The organism is Promicromonospora aerolata (assembly GCF_042682255.1).
In the GTDB taxonomy this organism is placed as follows: domain Bacteria; phylum Actinomycetota; class Actinomycetes; order Actinomycetales; family Cellulomonadaceae; genus Promicromonospora; species Promicromonospora aerolata.
In genome coordinates, this window is the sequence record NZ_JBHUHF010000001.1 from 3,956,373 (window position 1) to 3,973,829 (window position 17,457).

14 protein-coding genes and 2 tRNA genes are annotated in these 17,457 nt (G+C 68.3%); 3 read left to right on the forward strand and 13 right to left on the reverse strand.

Annotated features, from left to right (window positions below):
* Window positions 1–37 precede the first annotated feature (37 nt).
* Window positions 38–1,087 (reverse strand): helix-turn-helix domain-containing protein, encoded by a 1,050-nt coding sequence (locus ACFSL2_RS17655; RefSeq protein ID WP_377199091.1) that lies wholly within the window; start codon window positions 1,085–1,087, stop codon window positions 38–40.
* A gap of 512 nt (window positions 1,088–1,599) precedes the next feature.
* On the opposite strand from ACFSL2_RS17655, the gene ACFSL2_RS17660 reads away from it, so the two are divergent.
* Window positions 1,600–2,205: a hypothetical protein gene (locus tag ACFSL2_RS17660; RefSeq protein WP_377199092.1), complete on the forward strand. Its 606-nt coding sequence runs from the start codon at window positions 1,600–1,602 to the stop codon at window positions 2,203–2,205.
* A complete protein-coding gene (locus tag ACFSL2_RS17665) occupies window positions 2,195–3,325 on the forward strand; it encodes a ParB N-terminal domain-containing protein (protein WP_377199093.1) in 1,131 nt (376 codons plus the stop codon). The genes ACFSL2_RS17660 and ACFSL2_RS17665 overlap by 11 nt, the downstream gene beginning before the upstream one ends.
* On the opposite strand, the gene ACFSL2_RS17670 is transcribed toward ACFSL2_RS17665, so the two are convergent.
* From ACFSL2_RS17670 to gyrB, 8 genes are all read right to left on the reverse strand, one after another.
* Window positions 3,297–4,616, reverse strand: a complete 1,320-nt coding sequence (locus ACFSL2_RS17670; protein ID WP_377199094.1) for a tyrosine-type recombinase/integrase — start codon at window positions 4,614–4,616, stop codon at window positions 3,297–3,299. The genes ACFSL2_RS17665 and ACFSL2_RS17670 overlap by 29 nt on opposite strands.
* A gap of 3 nt (window positions 4,617–4,619) precedes the next feature.
* Window positions 4,620–4,901, reverse strand: a complete 282-nt coding sequence (locus ACFSL2_RS17675) for a helix-turn-helix domain-containing protein (protein ID WP_377199095.1) — start codon at window positions 4,899–4,901, stop codon at window positions 4,620–4,622.
* Window positions 4,902–5,078: 177 nt separating this feature from the next.
* Window positions 5,079–5,151, reverse strand: a tRNA-Ala gene (locus ACFSL2_RS17680).
* Window positions 5,152–5,163: 12 nt separating this feature from the next.
* Window positions 5,164–5,283 (reverse strand): DLW-39 family protein, encoded by a 120-nt coding sequence (locus ACFSL2_RS17685; protein WP_229872280.1) that lies wholly within the window; start codon window positions 5,281–5,283, stop codon window positions 5,164–5,166.
* A 35-nt stretch (window positions 5,284–5,318) separates the two neighbouring features.
* Window positions 5,319–5,392: transfer RNA gene (locus ACFSL2_RS17690), tRNA-Ile, on the reverse strand.
* A gap of 148 nt (window positions 5,393–5,540) precedes the next feature.
* Window positions 5,541–6,848, reverse strand: a complete 1,308-nt coding sequence (locus ACFSL2_RS17695) for a DUF3566 domain-containing protein (protein WP_377199096.1) — start codon at window positions 6,846–6,848, stop codon at window positions 5,541–5,543.
* Window positions 6,848–9,508 (reverse strand): DNA gyrase subunit A, encoded by a 2,661-nt coding sequence (gene gyrA / locus ACFSL2_RS17700; RefSeq protein WP_377199097.1) that lies wholly within the window; start codon window positions 9,506–9,508, stop codon window positions 6,848–6,850. The genes ACFSL2_RS17695 and gyrA overlap by 1 nt, the downstream gene beginning before the upstream one ends.
* A 209-nt stretch (window positions 9,509–9,717) precedes the next feature.
* Complete coding sequence (gene gyrB / locus ACFSL2_RS17705) at window positions 9,718–11,799, reverse strand: DNA topoisomerase (ATP-hydrolyzing) subunit B (protein ID WP_377199098.1); 2,082 nt, start codon at window positions 11,797–11,799, stop codon at window positions 9,718–9,720.
* Between the two features lie 561 nt (window positions 11,800–12,360).
* Here gyrB and ACFSL2_RS17710 point away from each other — a divergent pair.
* On the forward strand, window positions 12,361–13,047 hold the full coding sequence (locus ACFSL2_RS17710; protein WP_377199099.1) for a hypothetical protein: 687 nt from the start codon (window positions 12,361–12,363) through the stop codon (window positions 13,045–13,047).
* Window positions 13,048–13,205: 158 nt separating this feature from the next.
* On the opposite strand, the gene ACFSL2_RS17715 is transcribed toward ACFSL2_RS17710, so the two are convergent.
* The 4 genes from ACFSL2_RS17715 to dnaN form a co-directional block, all read right to left on the reverse strand.
* Window positions 13,206–13,700, reverse strand: a complete 495-nt coding sequence (locus tag ACFSL2_RS17715) for a DciA family protein (protein ID WP_377199100.1) — start codon at window positions 13,698–13,700, stop codon at window positions 13,206–13,208.
* Between the two features lie 37 nt (window positions 13,701–13,737).
* A complete protein-coding gene (gene recF / locus ACFSL2_RS17720) occupies window positions 13,738–14,979 on the reverse strand; it encodes a DNA replication/repair protein RecF (protein WP_377199101.1) in 1,242 nt (413 codons plus the stop codon).
* Window positions 14,980–15,005: 26 nt separating this feature from the next.
* On the reverse strand, window positions 15,006–15,902 hold the full coding sequence (gene gnd, locus ACFSL2_RS17725) for a phosphogluconate dehydrogenase (NAD(+)-dependent, decarboxylating) (protein ID WP_377199102.1): 897 nt from the start codon (window positions 15,900–15,902) through the stop codon (window positions 15,006–15,008).
* A 129-nt stretch (window positions 15,903–16,031) separates the two neighbouring features.
* Window positions 16,032–17,162 (reverse strand): DNA polymerase III subunit beta, encoded by a 1,131-nt coding sequence (dnaN, locus tag ACFSL2_RS17730; RefSeq protein ID WP_357465315.1) that lies wholly within the window; start codon window positions 17,160–17,162, stop codon window positions 16,032–16,034.
* Between the last annotated feature and the right edge of the window lie 295 nt (window positions 17,163–17,457).

A 17,457-nucleotide genomic window follows, 5' to 3' on the forward strand; every position in this document is an offset into this window, starting at 1 on the left:
CGTCGCGTCACTCAATGCTTGTCCCGATGCGGCGCTCCTACAGTCCAGGTGCAGCGATGCCTCCGTCGCCTCGTCGGCGCGGTGGGCCGGCGGGCAAGGGCCAGGGCTCGGCTTGTTGCGGCTTGGGCTTGGTACGGCGTGGTGTGTTCTGCGGGGTGGTTTCGAATGCGGTGGCGGGCCGGGTCAGGTCGGGTGGGGTCCAGCGGTCATCGGGGTCGTCCTGGAGGTAGAAGGGTGTGGCTCCAGGTTCAGGGGCGCCGATGGTCAGCACTCCGTGTACGTAGGGCCGTGCGTACGGGTCCTCGACGTACCCAGCCGGGGGCGCAGCTGCAATGTGCTCGGCGATCTCGCGTTCTTCGTCGCCGACCGCCGGCCTGGTGTCGCCAACCCTGGCTGCGAGGTGCTGGTGGGTGGCGATCGCGCCGAGGGCCCGTCGCGCGAGGTCGTAGACCTCCATCCGGAGCACGCTCATGAACTGGGCAGGTGCGGGTGCCTCAGCAGCTTGGGCTCTGGCTTCCAGAGTGCCGGCTTCTTCTTCGTCGATGACCATCGCCAGGAGCTGGCCGCGGGCTTCGAACCTGCCGTAGGCGGTGATTGCCGCCAGGCGCGCTTCGAGGACTCGGCCGTATCCGCCGGTGAACCACGCGGCGGCGACCGGAGTGCGTTCGGTGTGGCCGGGCAGTGTCTGGGTGCTGGTGTTCTTCAGTACGCCGCGACGAACCACACCAACTGGCGTAGGTGTGGCGATCGGGACGGTGCTGGCCTCTAGCGGGTACAGCACCTCAATCGGCGAGACTCCGAGGGCTGCGGCGAGCACGGTGACGTCCTGCAGGTAGATCTTCTCCCGTGGCCGGGTCTCCAGGTTCGCGATGCTCGCTCGAGCCATCGGATAGCCCAGCTCGGCGGTCCGGTCGGCGACCTGTTGCGTCGTTAACCCGGCGGCCCGGCGGGCGGAGCGCAATCGCTCCCCGATGCCCGCGGTCCATGAACTCGACCACGCCTGGCCATCGTCATGCGTGGGTGCGCGACCGGGTCGGCCGATTCCGGCGCGCGGGCCGGGGTGCTGAGGCTCGATGGGTTGTCCCATGAGCACCAGGCTATCCAGAGAGTGCATGTTCCGAGCACCCGAGTTGGTTGTGTGTAAGCCTTGCACATTCCGGACCTGGGATTTACCGTGGTACACAAGCCATTGTTCGCCGACGCGAGCCGTGGCTGGGGCTGATGATGAGCGACGACACAACGGGCGCAGTTCGGACGGCAGGGCCGGACCGCCACCCCGAATCCGAGCCCGCCAAGATCCTGTCGCGCCCAGACGGCACTGTCGAGCCCGTTCCTGCCGACCGCGAAGGCCCGAGCCACGCCGGGTCTCAGCCATCCTTCGCTACCCCGGAAGGACTCCGCGCACTGCTCGATCGTCTCGCCGAGGCAGGTGACAATGCGTGGGCGACCGCCCCCGAGGCTGCGGAGCTGCTGGCGTACTGCGCCGACCGGTATCGACACCTGGCACGCAAGCATCACCTCACCAAACATGATGCCGCCGTTGCGGCGTTCGAGGCGCTCCGCAGCCCAGCGGTGCGACGAGCACGAAACCCATGGGCGGTGGTCACCACTGCGGTGGCCCGTACGTTGCGGGCCGAGGCCCGGGCCGATGAGCTGCTGTGCTCCCGGGACCGCGCGCGGCGCCTGATGGCCCGCACCGACCTGCCACCCGCCATGCGCATCGGGGACCCCTCCGTCCCGAACGCGACCCACGGCGGTGAGACGGCGCCCTGGCTCGAGCTGGCGCTGGCCACTGCACGCCCGGGCATGACCTCGGCCGGCGACGTCGACCCGAGGACGGCCGAGGTCGTGCGCCAGGTCCGGGCTGTGATGCGGACGGCGGTCGCGGTTCTGGTCGCGGTCGGGTGGCCCGACGACGTGGCCCGGCGCGGGCTGGAGCACATCAGCACCATCCTGACCGCCGCAGGAGGTGTGCCCGCTGCGCGGGAACGGCTCCGTAAGGACCGCCAGCCAGCTGCTGCGCTGGACGTCGACCAGTCGGTATGGACCCGCCTGGTTTCGGCCGTGCTCGGCACTCCGACCCGCGATGGTCTGCTGCACCGCCTCCTGGCCGGCGACACGGCACGACTGGTAATCAAGCAGGACGCACACGACCTGACCCCGCCACACCACCTCGATGCTCGGGAGGCCGGACATGCCGCATGACGACACCGACGGACTGCGGTTGGACCGCGCCGTCGACTCCATCACCGTCGGGTACCGGCACCGGCGCGATCTCGGAGACCTCCAGGCGCTGTGTGTCTCGATCCGTCGTGTCGGGCTGCTGTGTCCCCTGACCGTCACCCCGGACGGCCTGCTGCTGTGTGGGTGGCGACGCCTGGAAGCCGTCAAGCTGCTCGGCTGGAAGACCGTTCCGGTGTTCGTCCGCCGTGCCACGGAAGGGCTGCGCGACCTGATCGCCGAGCACGACGAGAACACTATCCGCGAACCCCTGCCGCTGGAGACCGCCGAAGAGCTGTACCGCGAATACAAGGCCGCCGAGACCGAACAAGCCGCCCTGCGCCAGCACAACACCCGCTTCCGCGCCACCAAGAACTCGACCAACGCAGGCTGGAAGGACGGCAACACGAACGGCGGGGGCAAAAGGGACAGCAACGGCCCCGCCGAATCGGCGGGACCGGGACACGAGACCGAGGCAGCTCCGGGCCGGAATGGTGACGCGCGTGCCAAGGCCGCCCAGATGGTCACCGGCGCCAAGTCCTATACCCGCCTTGAACACACCGGTCGGATCAAGGACACCCGCGACGACCCCGACATGCCCGAACACATTCGCACCATGGCCGAGACCGCCTGGCACGACATCACCACCAACGGTGCCTCTCCCGAAAAGCAGTGGAAGCAGATCCGCGCGGCGATCACTGAACACGACGCCACCAGCGCCGCGCCTTCAGCAGACGACGCGCAGGACGATCCCGCTGACCTGGCCGCCGTCGCACAGGCCGCGCTCGCCCGACCACGCAAACCGCGCTCCAAGACACGCTCGCCCGACGACGGTGGTCAATCAACGATGTCAGCTGCGACACGGCCGCTTGCCGAGGTGGTCGCAGACCTGGACGAGTGGATCGACCACGCCGACGTCGATGCTCTCTCCGCAAGCGCGACCAGCGTCGATCTCGCCCGTCTGCACCGCGCGACCGAACGCCTCGACCACCTGTGCACTGACATCCACGCCGCCCGCCACAAGCGACACCCTGCGCTCCGGCGCAAGAAGCCATCCGGAGCACAGGGTCACGCCGTCAACGAAGAGCAGCCACCGCTCTGGTAGGTGCGCCCGCTGCGACCTCGTCGTTCTCGGCTGCTTCGCGTGCCGCTTCCGCGTCTCCAGCCTCGACCATGGCTTGCAGCACCGCCGAGGTGTCTGGCGCCAGCCGGAGTCGTTCGATGTAGTACCTGCCGGTGATTCCGGCGTCGATCGCGTGACCGAGCAGCGCGGCTGCGTCTGCTGTTCGCATCTTGCGGGCCACTTGAGTCGCCACGGTCGAGCGCAACAGGTGCGGGTGCACCGCTCCCTTCATGTCCGCGAGCTCCAGCGCTGTGCGCAGCATTCGGCGGAGGTTGTGCGTCGACACGGGCCGCCCAGCGTTGCGTCCGTCCTTGAACAGCCGGCCCTGGAACACCGCCATCTCGGCGGACGTAACGGCGGGCCGGATCGAGTTCAACGCATCAACCGCGAACGGCGGGAGGATGATCGTGCGCATGCCGGCCTCGGTCTTCGGCTTCCCCTGCCGCACCACCCCCTGACCCTTGATGTCGGTCATGGTGGCCTCCACGGCGAGCGTGGGCAGACCGTCGGGGGAGAGGTTCACCTCTCCCCAACGCAGTGCCATTACCTCCCCGATCCGCAGACCGGCTCCAAGCATCACGTCGACCGCCACGCGCAGGTGCCCGGTCGGCTTCGGCCCCAACTTGCCTTCCCTCGACGCCTCCCAGCTACGCACGATCCTTCGCAGGCGGCCGATCTCCAGAGCGGTGATCGCCTTCGGTACCGGCTTCACCTTCGACGGCGCGATCGTCTTGCGCATCGGGTTGTCCCGCAGTGCGTCGTGCACGACGGCACGGTCAAGCACTTGGTTCACCACGTTTCGAGCCTGCCGCGTCGTAGTGACCATGTTGTTCTTGCCGCCCTTGCCCTGCTTCAGAAGGGAGTCCAGGAACTTCTGGCACAGCGCCGGTGTCAGTTCGTTCAACCGCCGCTGGCCCAGGTGCGGGACGACATGGTTGCCGATGACCCGCTCGTACTCGTCCACGGACTGCGGGAGGATCGGCGGCTTTGGCCAAGACGACCGCTCCCGCATCTCCTCGATCCACTGCCGACACGCGAGTCCGACCTTCGACGTTGGCTTCAGGTCGTCCGAGCCGCGCGCCGCGGTGAGGCGCTCCGTCACTCCCTTCTGCACCTTCAACCGGGCCGCATCGTCGGTCGGCGCGTTGCGGGAGACCCACACCTCTGAGCTGTCCCACAGACATAGCCGCGTGCGGCCACGCCACTTGTTCGGGCCGGTCTCCTGAAGGAAGATCTCTCCATGTTCGCCCGGCTGCAGCTTCTGCTTGCCCACGAGTCACCACCCCGACCCGTTGCCAGCAGAGCCTCGCTCGCCGTGCGACTCACCGTCGATGTCCGTCTCCGCAGCGGCGGCGCATGCGGCCAACCACGCGGCCACGTCCGCCTCTGCGAACAGCAGGTGTCGCCCGACCTTGTAAGCGCGCGGACCAGTGCCGCGCTTGCGCCACGTGTGCACCGTGGCCGGCGTCGTGCGCACCAGCGCGCACAACTCCTCCAGCGTCCACATTGGAGTGCGGTCCAACCGGGGGTACTGCTGCTCGTCGGGCGTCGTGCTCATACCCATCACGAGTCCAGTAGCGACCAGGTCTCGCGCGCATTCACCGTCGGTCGCGGGCAACCATCGGCGCCGCAACCGTGTCACGAACCGTGTCATCCTCATCGCATCGCTCTTTCGTCGATGCCTCACGAGGAACGTCGAAGGCCGTTGACCAGCAGGTCAACGGCCTTCACCAGGTGGAGCCAGCGGGACTCGAACCCGCAACCCCCTGCTTGCAAAGCAGGTGCGCTACCAATTGCGCCATGGCCCCGCTGAGGGCCGCTCAGTCAATCGAGTCGGTGACCTCGGACCAGAGGTCGCGCCCTGCCGCGTCCTCACTGAGCTTGCGCCAGAGAACGTAGCCAGCGCCGGCAGCGAGCAGCACTACGAGCAGCTTCTTCACGAGTTCCTCCTGAGGAGCCTCTGCAGGTCCGGGAGTGGGGCTAGGAGGACTTGAACCTCCGACCTCTTCCTTATCAGGGAAGCGCTCTAACCGTCTGAGCTATAGCCCCGGGCGAGCGTTCCGCACGCTCACGCGACACTGGAGATTACCCCAGGTAGGGACGATGTCCCAAACCGAAATCGCGGTCCGCGGTGTGACGTGCGTCGAGTCGCGCGCAACTGCGCACGAGAACGCTCTGGGTGACGCCGAAAAGAACGTCAGTCGTCGGTCAGCGTCATGTGCACGCCGCCGACGAGTGCTGCGGTGATGTTGTACAGGAACGCCATGATCGTGGCGATCGCCGTCAACAAGACAATGTTACAGATGCTGATCAGGGTCGCCAGCGAGATCACGCGGGGGAACTCCACGAACTGGGTGAGGTTCACGTTGCTCTGGGGCCCCACGGCATCCACCACGAACTCCTGCACCGTGGTGAACACGCCGAAGCTGTTCAGGACCGACCAGAACACCGCGGTAGCGACCACGGTCATGATCGCGATCGCCACGGCCAGCAGGAACGCCAGCTTCATGACGGACCACGGGTCCACCCGGGAGATGGCGAGACGCACGCGCCGCGGACCTGCCGGGGCCGGACGCGCCGCCTCTGGCGTCGGGGCCGACGTCGGCTGTGCGGGAGCCGTGGGCCCGCCTGCGGGCGCCGTCTGCGGGTCGGCCGGCGTGGCGGTCCCACGTACCCCTGCCGCCGTGTAGTGCATCTCGGGCCGGGTCTTGGACTCGTCGGCGGGCGTGGCCGTCCGCCCTTCATCGTCAGGCATGATCGACGTCACCTTCTTGGCTGCACTGCGGGCCGCGTCGAGGGCAGCCTGGGCTGCCTTCATCGCACCGGCCCGAACGCCGTCCGTACCCTCGGCGGCACCCGTCGGAGGGGCCGGCGGGGCACCGGGCGCCGGAACCCGGTTCCAGGACTTCGCGTCTGTGTCCGGCTCCTGCGCCGGAGCGCTCGGCGGAGTCGGAGTTCCCTCGGCGGCCGTGGCGTCGGGCTTCTCCGACACGCGACCGATGGCCGAGACGAGCCCCGGCGGGGCCTTGGGCTCGCCCTTCGCGGCCGCGGCCGGGCCGGCGGGCTTGGGTTCCTTGCCAGGACGGCCAGCCTCGTACGCGGACCGCCAGACACCTCCGGTCGTCGGAACGCCCGGACCGGCGTCTTCCGGTGCCGGAGGGACCGGCGCCTCGGTGCGCGGCTGGGCGGCGGGCGACGTGGACCCGGACGGCGCCGGTGCCGGCGGCGGTGGCGCGGGTACCGCTCCCGGCCCGGACCGCGGCTCGGTGTTCTGGTCAGCCCGCGGAGCGCCGTTCGAGGCGGCACCGTTCGAGCCGGCACCGTTCGAGGCGGCACCGTTCTTCGACGCCGTCCCGTTGCCTGAACCCGACTCGGACTGCTCAGCACCGGGTGCCTCGGCCGGAGCCTGATCCCCGGTCACGTCCTTCCGCACCCGGGTGGTCTCCAGGTCTTCGTCGAGCGCAGGCGACGCCGTACGAACGGGCCCGCTCTTGTCACTGGTCATCAGCTGTCCTCGCGTCCGGTGCTGTCCTGCTCAGGGGTGCTCGGAACTTCGTCAGGGTTCGGAATCTCTTCCACGGTAACCCGCTCCGCGGATTCGCCGTCGGAGTTCTCGTCCACAGCACCCGCAACATCGACCACATCTTCACGCTCAGCGTTGCGTGCGACGGCGATGATCCTGTCGCCCTTGTCCGGCTTTGCGAAGGTTACCCCCTGCGTGTTCCGGCCGGTGAGATTGACCTCGGCAACAGCGGAACGGACGATCTTGCCGCGCTCCATGATGACCAGCACCTCGTCGTCGGCGTAGGTGACGAGCGCACCCACCAGGTCACCCCGCGCCTCGACGAGGTTCGCAACCTTGATCCCCAGGCCCCCGCGACCCTGGATCCGGTACTCCGAGATGCGGGTCCGCTTCGCGAAGCCACCCTCGGTGACGACGAAGAGGTCGGCTCCCTCGATGACGACAGCGGCGGAGAGCAGCTCGTCGTCCTCCCGGAACTTCATCCCGGTGACGCCCGACGTGGCACGGCCCAGCGGACGGATCGACTCGTCGTCCGCGTGGAAGCGGATCGACTGACCCTTGCGCGAGACGAGGATGAGGTCGTCGTCGGCGTTCACGAGCCGAGCCGACACCAGCTCGTCCGCGGCGCCGTCGGCGTCCTCACGCAGGTTGATCGCGATGAGACCACCCGAACGCGGCGAGTTGTACTCGCTCAGGCGGGTCTTCTTCACGAGCCCGCGACGCGTCGCCAGCACCAGGTACTCCGCCGCCTCGTAGTCGGGGATGTCGAGCACCTGGGCGATCTTCTCGCCCGGCTGGAACGCGAGCAGGTTCGCGACGTGCTGACCCTTGGAGTCCCGGCTGCCCTCGGGCAGCTCGTACCCCTTGGCCCGATAGACCCGGCCGAGGTTGGTGAAGAACAGCATCCAATGGTGGGTCGTCGTCGTGAAGAAGTGGTCCACGATGTCGTCCTCGCGCAGCTGGGTGCCGCGCACGCCCTTGCCCCCACGCTTCTGCGAACGGTAGTTGTCCGTCCGTGTCCGCTTGGCGTAGCCGCCCCGTGTGATGGTGACGACCACGTCCTCCTCGGGGATCAGGTCCTCCATCGACATGTCGCCGTCGTACGGGAGGATCGTGGTGCGCCGCTCGTCGCCCCAGCGGTCGGTGACCTCGTTGAGCTCGTCGCCCACGATGGACCGCTGCCGCTCCGGCTTGGCGAGGATGTCCAGGTAGTCGTCGATCTCGGTCTGCAGCTTCGCGTGCTCGTCGAGGATCTTCTGGCGCTCGAGCGCGGCCAGGCGGCGCAGCTGAAGCGCGAGGATCGCGTTCGCCTGCTGCTCGTCGATGGTGAGCAGGTCCATCAGGCCCGTCCGGGCGCCGTCGGCGTCGGGGGAGCGACGGATCAGCGCGATGACCTCGTCGAGCGCGTCGAGGGCCTTGAGGTAGCCCTCGTAGATGTGGATCTGGTCCTGCGCCTCCTTGAGGAGGTACTCGGTGCGCCGGCGCACGACCTCGATCTGGTGCGTGGTCCAGTGCCGCACGAACGCATCGATGCTCAGGGTGCGAGGCACCTCGTCGACCAGCGCGAGCATGTTGGCGCTGAAGTTCTCCTGCAGCTGCGTGTGCTTGTAGAGGTTGTTCAGCACCACCTTCGCCACGGCGTCGCGCTTGAGCACGATCACCAGGCGTTGCCCCGTGCGGCCGGACGTCTCGTCACGGATATCCGCGATGCCCTGGACGCGGCCGTCGTTGACGAGATCCGCGATCTTCGAGGCCAGGTTGTCCGGGTTGACCATGTACGGCAGCTCGGTGATGACGAGGCAGATCCGGTTCTGGATCTCCTCGACGTTCACCACGGCACGCATCGTGATGGAGCCACGGCCCGTGCGGTAGGCGTCCTCGATGCCACTGTGGCCCAGGATCTGTGCCCCCGACGGGAAGTCGGGGCCCTTGATGCGCTGCATGAGCGCCTCCAGCAGCTCCTCACGCGTGGCCTCAGGATGCGCGAGGTGCCACCGGACGCCCTCGGCCACCTCGCGCAGGTTGTGCGGCGGGATGTTCGTGGCCATACCGACCGCGATGCCGGCCGACCCGTTCACCAGCAGGTTCGGAATGCGTGCCGGAAGGACCACCGGCTCCTGCGTACGGCCGTCGTAGTTCGGCCGGAAGTCGACGGTGCCCTTCTCGATGTCCCGCACCATCTCCATGGCGAGCGGTGCCATCTTGCACTCGGTGTACCGGGGGGCGGCCGCGGGGTCGCTGCCCGGTGAGCCGAAGTTGCCCTGGCCGGCGACCAGCGGGTAGCGCAGTACCCAGTCCTGGACCAGGCGGACCAGGGTGTCGTAGATAGCGGTGTCACCGTGCGGGTGGTACTTGCCCATGACGTCGCCCACGACGCGCGAGCACTTGGAGAACGCACGGTCAGGGCGGTAGCCACCGTCGTACATCGCGTAGATGACACGACGGTGCACCGGCTTGAGGCCGTCCCGCACGTCGGGCAGTGCACGCCCCACGATCACGCTCATCGCGTAGTCGAGATACGATCGCTGCATCTCGAGCTGCAGGTCTACCTGCTCGACGCGGCCGTGGTGCACCGCGACTCGCGCGTCCTCCAGGGGAATGCCGTCGTCGGAGTTGTCCACGCCGGGAGTCTCGTCCGTCACCGTCTGTACTTCCTTTCCACGCCGGTGGGCGTGTCACTTCGTCTTCTGGGCCGCCATGTCGTGCCCTGGTGCCGCACCCCCTGAGGGGTGGCCGCTCCGGGACGCCTCAGAGGACTCTGCTGATGTCGATATCCTGCGGGGCTCGCAAGCTCACTCCTCAGGAAAACTCTGCTGTTTTCGATATCCTCCGGGGCTCGCAAGCTCACTCCTCAGATATCGAGGAACCGCACGTCCTTGGCGTTGCGCTGGATGAAGGTGCGGCGGGACTCGACGTCCTCACCCATGAGCACGGAGAAGATCTCGTCGGCCGCGGCCGCGTCGTCCATGGTCACCTGCAGCAGCGTCCGGTGGTCCGGGTCCATCGTGGTGTCCCAGAGCTCGGAGTAGTCCATCTCGCCCAGACCCTTGTAGCGCTGGATGCCGTTGTCCTTGGGGACTCGCTTGCCCTGCGCGGTGCCGGCCTCGAGCAACGCGTCACGCTCCCGGTCCGAGTACACGTAGTCGTGCGGGGCGTTGCTCCACTTGATCCGGTACAGCGGAGGCTGCGCGAGGTACACGTGGCCGTGCTCGATGAGGGGACGCATGTACCGGAACAGGAGCGTGAGCAGCAGGGTGCAGATGTGCTGGCCGTCGACGTCCGCGTCGGCCATGAGCACGATCTTGTGGTACTTGAGCTTCGAGATGTCGAAGTCCTCGCCGATGCCCGTGCCGAAGGAGGTGATCAGCGCCTGGACCTCGGCGTTGGACAGCGCCTTGTCGAGGCGAGCCCGCTCCACGTTCAGGATCTTGCCGCGCAGCGGGAGGATCGCCTGGTTGTGCGGGTTGCGCCCGCGCACCGCCGAACCGCCGGCCGAGTCACCCTCGACGACGTAGATCTCGCACTCGTCGGGGAACCGGGACTGGCAGTCCCTGAGCTTGCCCGGCATGCCGCCGCCGTTCAGGACACCCTTGCGGCGCGTGGCCTCGCGCGCCTTGCGTGCCGCGATGCGGGCCTGCGAGGCCGAGATCGCCTTACGAATGACGTCGCGCGCCTCGTTCGGGTGCGCGTCGAACCAGTCGACGAGCTGCTCGCGCACCACACGCTGCACGAAGGTCTTCGCTTCCGTGTTGCCAAGCTTCGTCTTGGTCTGTCCCTCGAACTGCGGCTCGCCGAGCTTCACCGAGATGACAGCCGTCAGGCCCTCACGGATGTCGTCGCCCGTGAGGTTGTCGTCCTTCTCCTTGATGATCCCCTTGTCCCGCGCATAGCTGTTGACCAGCGTGGTCATCGCCGCGCGGAAACCCTCCTCGTGCGTTCCGCCCTCGGTGGTGGAGATCGTGTTCGCGAACGTGTGCACCGACTCGCTGTAGGCGCTGGTCCACTGCAGAGCGACCTCGACGGCGATCTTGCGCTCCGTGTCCTCGCTCTCGAACGAGATCACCTCGGGGTGGATGAACTCCACCCGCTTCGCGGAGTTGAGGTGGTGGACGTAGTCCATGAGGCCGTGCTCGTACTTGTACGTGACGGTGCGCCAGCTCCCCGGAGCCTGGTCCGCGTCCAGCGGCTGCCCGTCCGCGTCCGGCAGGATCTCGGTCCCGACCACCTCGTCCGCCGCGACCTCGGGCTCGGCGCCCGTGACCTCGTCGGTGGGGGAGGAGTGGCCTGCACGCTCGTCGGTGAGCGTGATCTTCAGGCCCTTGTTGAGGAACGCGTACTGCTGGAACCGGGCACGGAGCGTCTCGAAGTCGTACTCGGTGGTCTCGAAGATCGACCCGTCGGCCCAGAACGTCTGGGTCGTACCGGTGTGCTCGTCCGGACCCAGCGGCTCGAGGCGGTCGACACCCGTGACCGGGTTGCCGCCCTCGGTGTACTCCTGGCGCCAGTGGTACCCGTCGCGGCGCACCTCGGACACGAACCGGTGGCTCAGTGCGTTCACCACGGACATGCCGACACCGTGCAGGCCGCCGGAGACGGCGTACCCGCCGCCGCCGAACTTGCCGCCGGCATGCAGGATCGTCATGACGACCTCGAGGGTGGGCTTGCCCTCGGTGGGGTGCATCGCGACCGGGATGCCTCGGCCGTCGTCGGTGACCCGGACGCCGCCGTCGGCCATGAGCCGCACGTCGATCTCGGAGGCGTGGCCCGCGAGGGCCTCGTCCACAGCGTTATCCACAATCTCGTACACAAGGTGGTGGAGCCCACGCTCACCGGTCGATCCGATATACATGCCCGGTCGCTTACGAACGGCCTCGAGACCTTCCAGGACTGTGATGTTCCCGGCGTCGTAGCCGCCGTCGATTCGCTCTGTCACGGGCGGGGTTGCTCCTCGTCTTTCAGGCACACGATGTGCACGACGACGGACGTACCAGCGGGCTGCACGAGCGGCTCGGACCCCTCGGGTCCATGCCGTGCTCGGGTGCTGACATACGGTCCGACGGCTCGTCGGTGCTCAGCGTTCCGGGCCCTCAGGACGATCCTGGGAACCCGGCGCGGTTGACCCCCTCATACTACCTTCTGAGCGGCGAAAACCCGGGATCCGAGGCGGTTTGTGGCCACTCCTCCACAACCTTTCTCCACAGGGTGATTTTTGCGCTCCTGACAGGGTTCGCGAGCGACCGTCGGACCCTCGATCGGAGTCCCTGCACACCTGCCCGGGGTGACCGGCGATGCCGGCGCAACCACCGCACACACGTTCGGTAGGCGGCGCCGGCAGCACCGGAATGCGTCTGCGATTCGTCACGCCCCTGTATGACGAAGGGCAACTCCTTTCTGGGTAGAAGGTGATGTTTCTCTAATTTGTCGTTTTCTGCTCTAATGGCGCCGACCGGTCATATGCGCAACTTGCGCCCAGTCTCTCTCGAAGGACTTCCCTGTGAAGAAACTCCTCGCGGGCGGCGCCCTCGCCGCTCTCACGCTCGGCGGCCTCGTCGTCGGCGCGGCACCCGCGTCCGCCCACATCCCCGGCGCCGATGGACAGTGCGTCGCTGAGTCCAACCTCGCTTACGTCTCGGCCCAGGCCAAGATGTACCCCGCCGACGCCAGCGTCACCGTCATCATCGACGGTGAGCAGGTCGAGTCAGGCACGTTCGACCAGATCGGCTTCAAGTCCGGCAACAACGAGGCGCAGTACGAGTACAGCTACGACAAGAAGTTCGACACGCTCGACCCGACGATCGAACACAGCTGGTCCGTCTCCTTCGACTCGCCGGACGGTCAGGGGGTCGAGGACTTCGGCGGCACCATCGAGGCTTGCGTCGAGGCAGCGCCCACCCCGGAGCCGACCGAACCTCCCGTCACCGCGGAGCCGTCGGAGGAGCCCTCGGAGGAGCCCTCGGAGGAGCCGACCGCACCGACCGAGCCCACCACGGAGCCGACGGACGAGGCGTCCGTCGCGCCCGTCACCGAGGAGCCGAGCGCTTCGCCCAGCCCCGCCGCCGAGGAGCCCGAGGTGCTCGCCGCGACCGGTGCGACCGTCGGTGGCGCCATCGCGTTCGCCGCACTGCTCGCCGCTGGTGGCATCGCCCTCGTCTGGGCCCGTAGGCGCATGCAGAACGCCTGAACACAACGCCTGAACCCATAGCCCCCGGCTGACGCTGCGGCGCGGCTGATTCGAGGAGGGCTCCCCGGTAGTAGCCGGGGAGCCCTTCTTGCTGTCTGCGATCGTTGCTGCCTTCGTGCCGAGTCCGTCCGCAGTGACAGACGAACCGGGGGAGTGGCTCAGCCCCAGGTGTCCCGTGGGCCCGGACCTCGTACCGATCGTGGCCCTCTCCGGAACCCAGGGCCTGCAGGTCCGAGCACGGTGACCTCCTCGACGACGCCCTCGCCGATCTCCTCCGCCATCCTGCGTCGCAGCGTCGGCGCCAGCAGCCGCATCTGCGTTGCCCAGGCCGTCGAGTCCGCCCGCACCACGAGCACCTTGTCCTCGAACGTCTCCGGCGTGCAGTGGTCGGCGATCTCCGAGCCCACGACCTCGCGCCACCGGCCCATGACGCCGCCCACCGAGACGTCCTCGGTCCAGCCCTTCTCCCGTAGCAGCCGGCCGACCACCGCCCCGAGCAGCTGCGGGTCGCGCGCACCGGGTCCCGCTCCGCTCGAGCGCGGCTCGGCCAGGGGAGAGCGACGCGACGGCGATCCGGGCCGCAGCCCGCGGGCGCGGGCCGCTGCCTTCGCCCGGTTGAGGGCTGCGCGCGCCACCTCGGAGGCGGGCGTCAACGGGGGCTCAGAGTTATCCACAGGCCCCTGTGGAGAGTCATCGGTCACGGGTCACCGTCCCGGGTTCCACGTGAAACCGTACGCCTTCCAGAGCCGCTGGGATGTCCTCAGGCACGGCGGCCGTCACGAGCACCTGGCGAGCGGGAAGGACCAGGTCGGCGAGGCGTTGGCGCCGGCGCACATCGAGCTCGGCGAACACGTCGTCGAGGATGAGCACCGGATCGGCATCGGTACCCAGCTCGGGATCCCAAAAGGCGGGTGAATCGGCCGAATTCTGCGGATCTCCGCCCAGAAGACGGAACGAGGCGAGCCGCAACGCGAGCGCGAACGACCAGGATTCCCCGTGGCTCGCATAGCCCTTCGCCGGCAGTCCGCCGAGCGTCAGGACGAGGTCGTCCCGGTGCGGGCCGACGAGGCTGACCCCGCGGTCGAGCTCCTGCGGACGAGCTGTGACCAGGGCGTCCAGCAACAGGTCGCGCAGCTGTCCCACGTCCGCGAAGTTATCCCCAGACCCTGTGGACAACTCCGGTGTATAACCCGCCGAGAGCGCGGGAAGAGACGACCGGTAGCTGATCTCCGCATGCCCATCAGCATCGCTCACCTGCTCGTACGCCGCGGCGACGGCCGGGCGCAGCGCATCGACGAGCTGGATCCGCAGCGACAGGATCTCGGCACCGAGCTCCGCGAGCCGAGCGTCCCAGACGTCGAGCGTTGCGAGCTCGGCAGCGGCAGCGCTCTCAGCTCGTGCCGAGCCGCCCGCTCGCCGCGAGGCCCGCGCCGACTTGAGCAGTGCGGACCGCTGCCTGAGCACCCGCTCGTAGTCGGAGAGCACCGCGGACACCCGAGGCATCATCAGGACCAGCAGCTGGTCCATGAACCGCCGTCGCCCGTCGGGCTCTGCCTTGACCAGCGCGAGGTCCTCGGGTGCGAACAGCACCGTGCGCAGCACCCCCAGCACGTCCCGCGCCCGCACCGCCTGGCCACGATTGATGCGCGCCCGGTTCGCCTTGCCCTGGGTGATCTCCAGCTCGACGGTGCTCGCGCGGTCCCCTCGGACGATCCGCGTGCGGACGACGGCACGGTCGGCACCGGACCGGATGAGCGGCGCGTCGGTGGCCACCCGGTGCGAACCGAGCGTCGCGACGTAGCCGATCGCCTCGACGAGGTTGGTCTTGCCCCGACCGTTGCGCCCGACGAAGGCGTTGACCCCGGGATCGAGTTCTACGTCGGCCGACGCATACGACCGGAAGTCGAGCAGGGAGAGGTGGGAGACGTACATCGGTAGGTGATCGTACGTCCCGCTCGCTACTCCGCCGACTTCACCGCGTGTCCGCCGAACTGCTGGCGCAGTGCGGCCACCGCCTTCATGGCCGGCGACTGCTCCTGGCGGGAGGCGAATCGGGCGAACAGTGCGGCAGAGATCACAGGCAGCGGAACGGCCATGTCGATACCCTCGTCGACGGTCCACCGGCCCTCGCCGGAGTCGTCGACCCAGTCGTCCAGGAGCGCCAGCTCGGGGTCCTGCTCGAGCGCCTTGACCATGAGGTCCAGGAGCCAGGAGCGGACGACGGTGCCGCGGCTCCACGCCCGCATCGTGCCGTGCACGTCGGTGATGACGTCGGACTTGGCGGCCAGGAGCTCGTAGCCCTCGGCGTAGGCCTGCATGAGGCCGTACTCGATGCCGTTGTGGACCATCTTGGCGTAGTGGCCCGCGCCGACGCCTCCGGCGTGCACGAAGCCTTCCTCGCGGGGGCCTTCCGGACGCAGCGCGTCGAAGACCGGCATGACGGCCTCGACGTCCGCCGCCGTGCCGCCCGCCATCAGTCCGTACCCGTTCTCAAGACCCCAGACACCGCCACTCACGCCGACGTCGAGGTAGCCGATGCCCTTCTCGGCCAGCTCCGCGGCACGCTCCTGGTCCTCGACGTAGTGCGAGTTGCCGCCCTCGATGACGATGTCGCCATCGGAGAGGATCTCAGCGAGCTGGTCGAGCACACCACGCGTCGGCTCGCCGGCGGGGACCATGACCCAGACGACCCGCTTCTCGGGCGGGAGCGCCGCCGCCAGGTCACTGAGCGTCGCCACGTCCGACACCTCGGGCCGCGGGTCGAACCCGGTGACGTCGATACCGCCGTTCCGCAGGCGGGACCGCATGTTGTTGCCCATCTTCCCCAGGCCGACGAGGCCGATGTGGGTGACCATGTGCGTGCTTCCTCCAGGGTCGATCAACGGGCTCGCTGGTGGCGGCCGTCCTTGGTGCAGGCTGGCTGTGCAGACTGGCGGTTGTGGGCTGTGGATACCGGGGCACGTCCGCTGGCGTGCCCCGGCCCGTCAGCCGGTAAAGCGGATCGGGACCAGCAGGTACCGGTAGGCGGAGTCGTCCTCGCCGTCCAGGCTGCCCTGACCGGTGAACTCGACCGGCTTGTTCGGGTGGGTGAACGAGAGCCGAACGAAGTCGGTGCCCAGAGCGCCGAGTCCGTCGAGCAGGAACTGCGGGTTGAACGCCACGGCGATGTCTTCCCCCACCAGCACTGCCTCCAGCGCCTCGGACGCCTGCGCGTCGTCGCCGTGGCCGGCGTCGAGCACCACCTGGCCCTCGCTGAACGAGAGCCGGATCGGGGTGTTGCGCTCTGCGACCAGGCTCACGCGCTTCGCGGCCTCGATCAGAGGCGCGGTCGCCACCACGGCGTGGATCGGCGTGCTGTCGGGGAACAGACGGCGGACCGCGGGATAGTCGCCCTCGACGAGCTGGGAGGTGGTCTGGCGACCGCCCGCCTCGAAACCCACAAGGTCGAGGCCTTGGCCTGTGGACAACCCAAGGTTCACGAGCCCGCCCGATCCGAGCGACTTGGCGACGTCGTTCAGCGTGCGGGCACGGATCAGGGCGACGGCGGAGAAGCCGGGCGTCGCGGGGGTCCAGGTGAGCTCGCGCAGAGCGAGCCGGTAGCGGTCCGTGGACAGGAGCGTGATGCGCTCGCCCTCGATCTCCACCCGGACGCCGGTCAGGAGCGGCAGGGTGTCGTCGCGGCTGGCTGCGACGGTCACCTGCGCGACGGCGTGGGTGAACGCGTCACCCGAGACCGTGCCGCTGACCTCCGGGAGCCCCGGCAGCGCCGGGTACTCGTCCACAGGCATGGTGAGGAGCGTGAACCGGCTGGCACCGCAGGTGACGATGACCTTGTTGCCCTCGAGCGCCACGTCCACCGGCTTGTTGGGGAGCGCCCGGGAGATCTCTGCCAGCAACCGGCCGGAGACCAGCACAGTGCCCGGCTCTGCCACCTCGGCGGGGATCTCCGACCGCGCGGACGTCTCGTAGTCGAAGCTCGCGAGGTTGATCACGCCCTGTGCGTCGGCCTCGATACGGACGCCGGCAAGGACGGGAGCCGGCGGGCGCGTGGGGAGCGTGCGAGCGGTCCATGTCACGGCATCGGCGAGGACATCGCGCTCGACCCTGAACTTCATGCCGTTGCATCTCCTCTTGTTCCTGGACTGTCGAGGGAAACCCTACGCGAGTTGGTGACCGCGTGGCACTCGAAGGGCAGGGCTGTGGATGGACTTCGCCTTGGCTCTCGTACTAGTGTTCGAAGAGGTGCCCCGAGCGCTCGGACCGCCTGATGAAGGCGCGCAGATTCCCCCTTAGAGATAGATGTCGTAGTAGTAGTAGGTGTTGTGGAAACTGGGGATATCCGGTCTTGGCGCAGGTCAGAGCCCCTTTTCGCCTGTGGAGGAACTGTGGGTCCAGCTGTGCATGAACTAG

Coding starts and splice junctions, on each gene's coding strand:
- ACFSL2_RS17655 (WP_377199091.1), bottom strand. CDS start 1,087: ATGGGACAACCCATCGAGCCTCAGCACCCCGGCCCGCGCGCCGGAATC.
- ACFSL2_RS17665 (WP_377199093.1), top strand. CDS start 2,195: ATGCCGCATGACGACACCGACGGACTGCGGTTGGACCGCGCCGTCGAC.
- ACFSL2_RS17675 (WP_377199095.1), bottom strand. CDS start 4,901: ATGAGCACGACGCCCGACGAGCAGCAGTACCCCCGGTTGGACCGCACT.
- ACFSL2_RS17695 (WP_377199096.1), bottom strand. CDS start 6,848: ATGACCAGTGACAAGAGCGGGCCCGTTCGTACGGCGTCGCCTGCGCTC.
- recF (WP_377199101.1), bottom strand. CDS start 14,979: ATGTACGTCTCCCACCTCTCCCTGCTCGACTTCCGGTCGTATGCGTCG.
- gnd (WP_377199102.1), bottom strand. CDS start 15,902: ATGGTCACCCACATCGGCCTCGTCGGCCTGGGGAAGATGGGCAACAAC.
- dnaN (WP_357465315.1), bottom strand. CDS start 17,162: ATGAAGTTCAGGGTCGAGCGCGATGTCCTCGCCGATGCCGTGACATGG.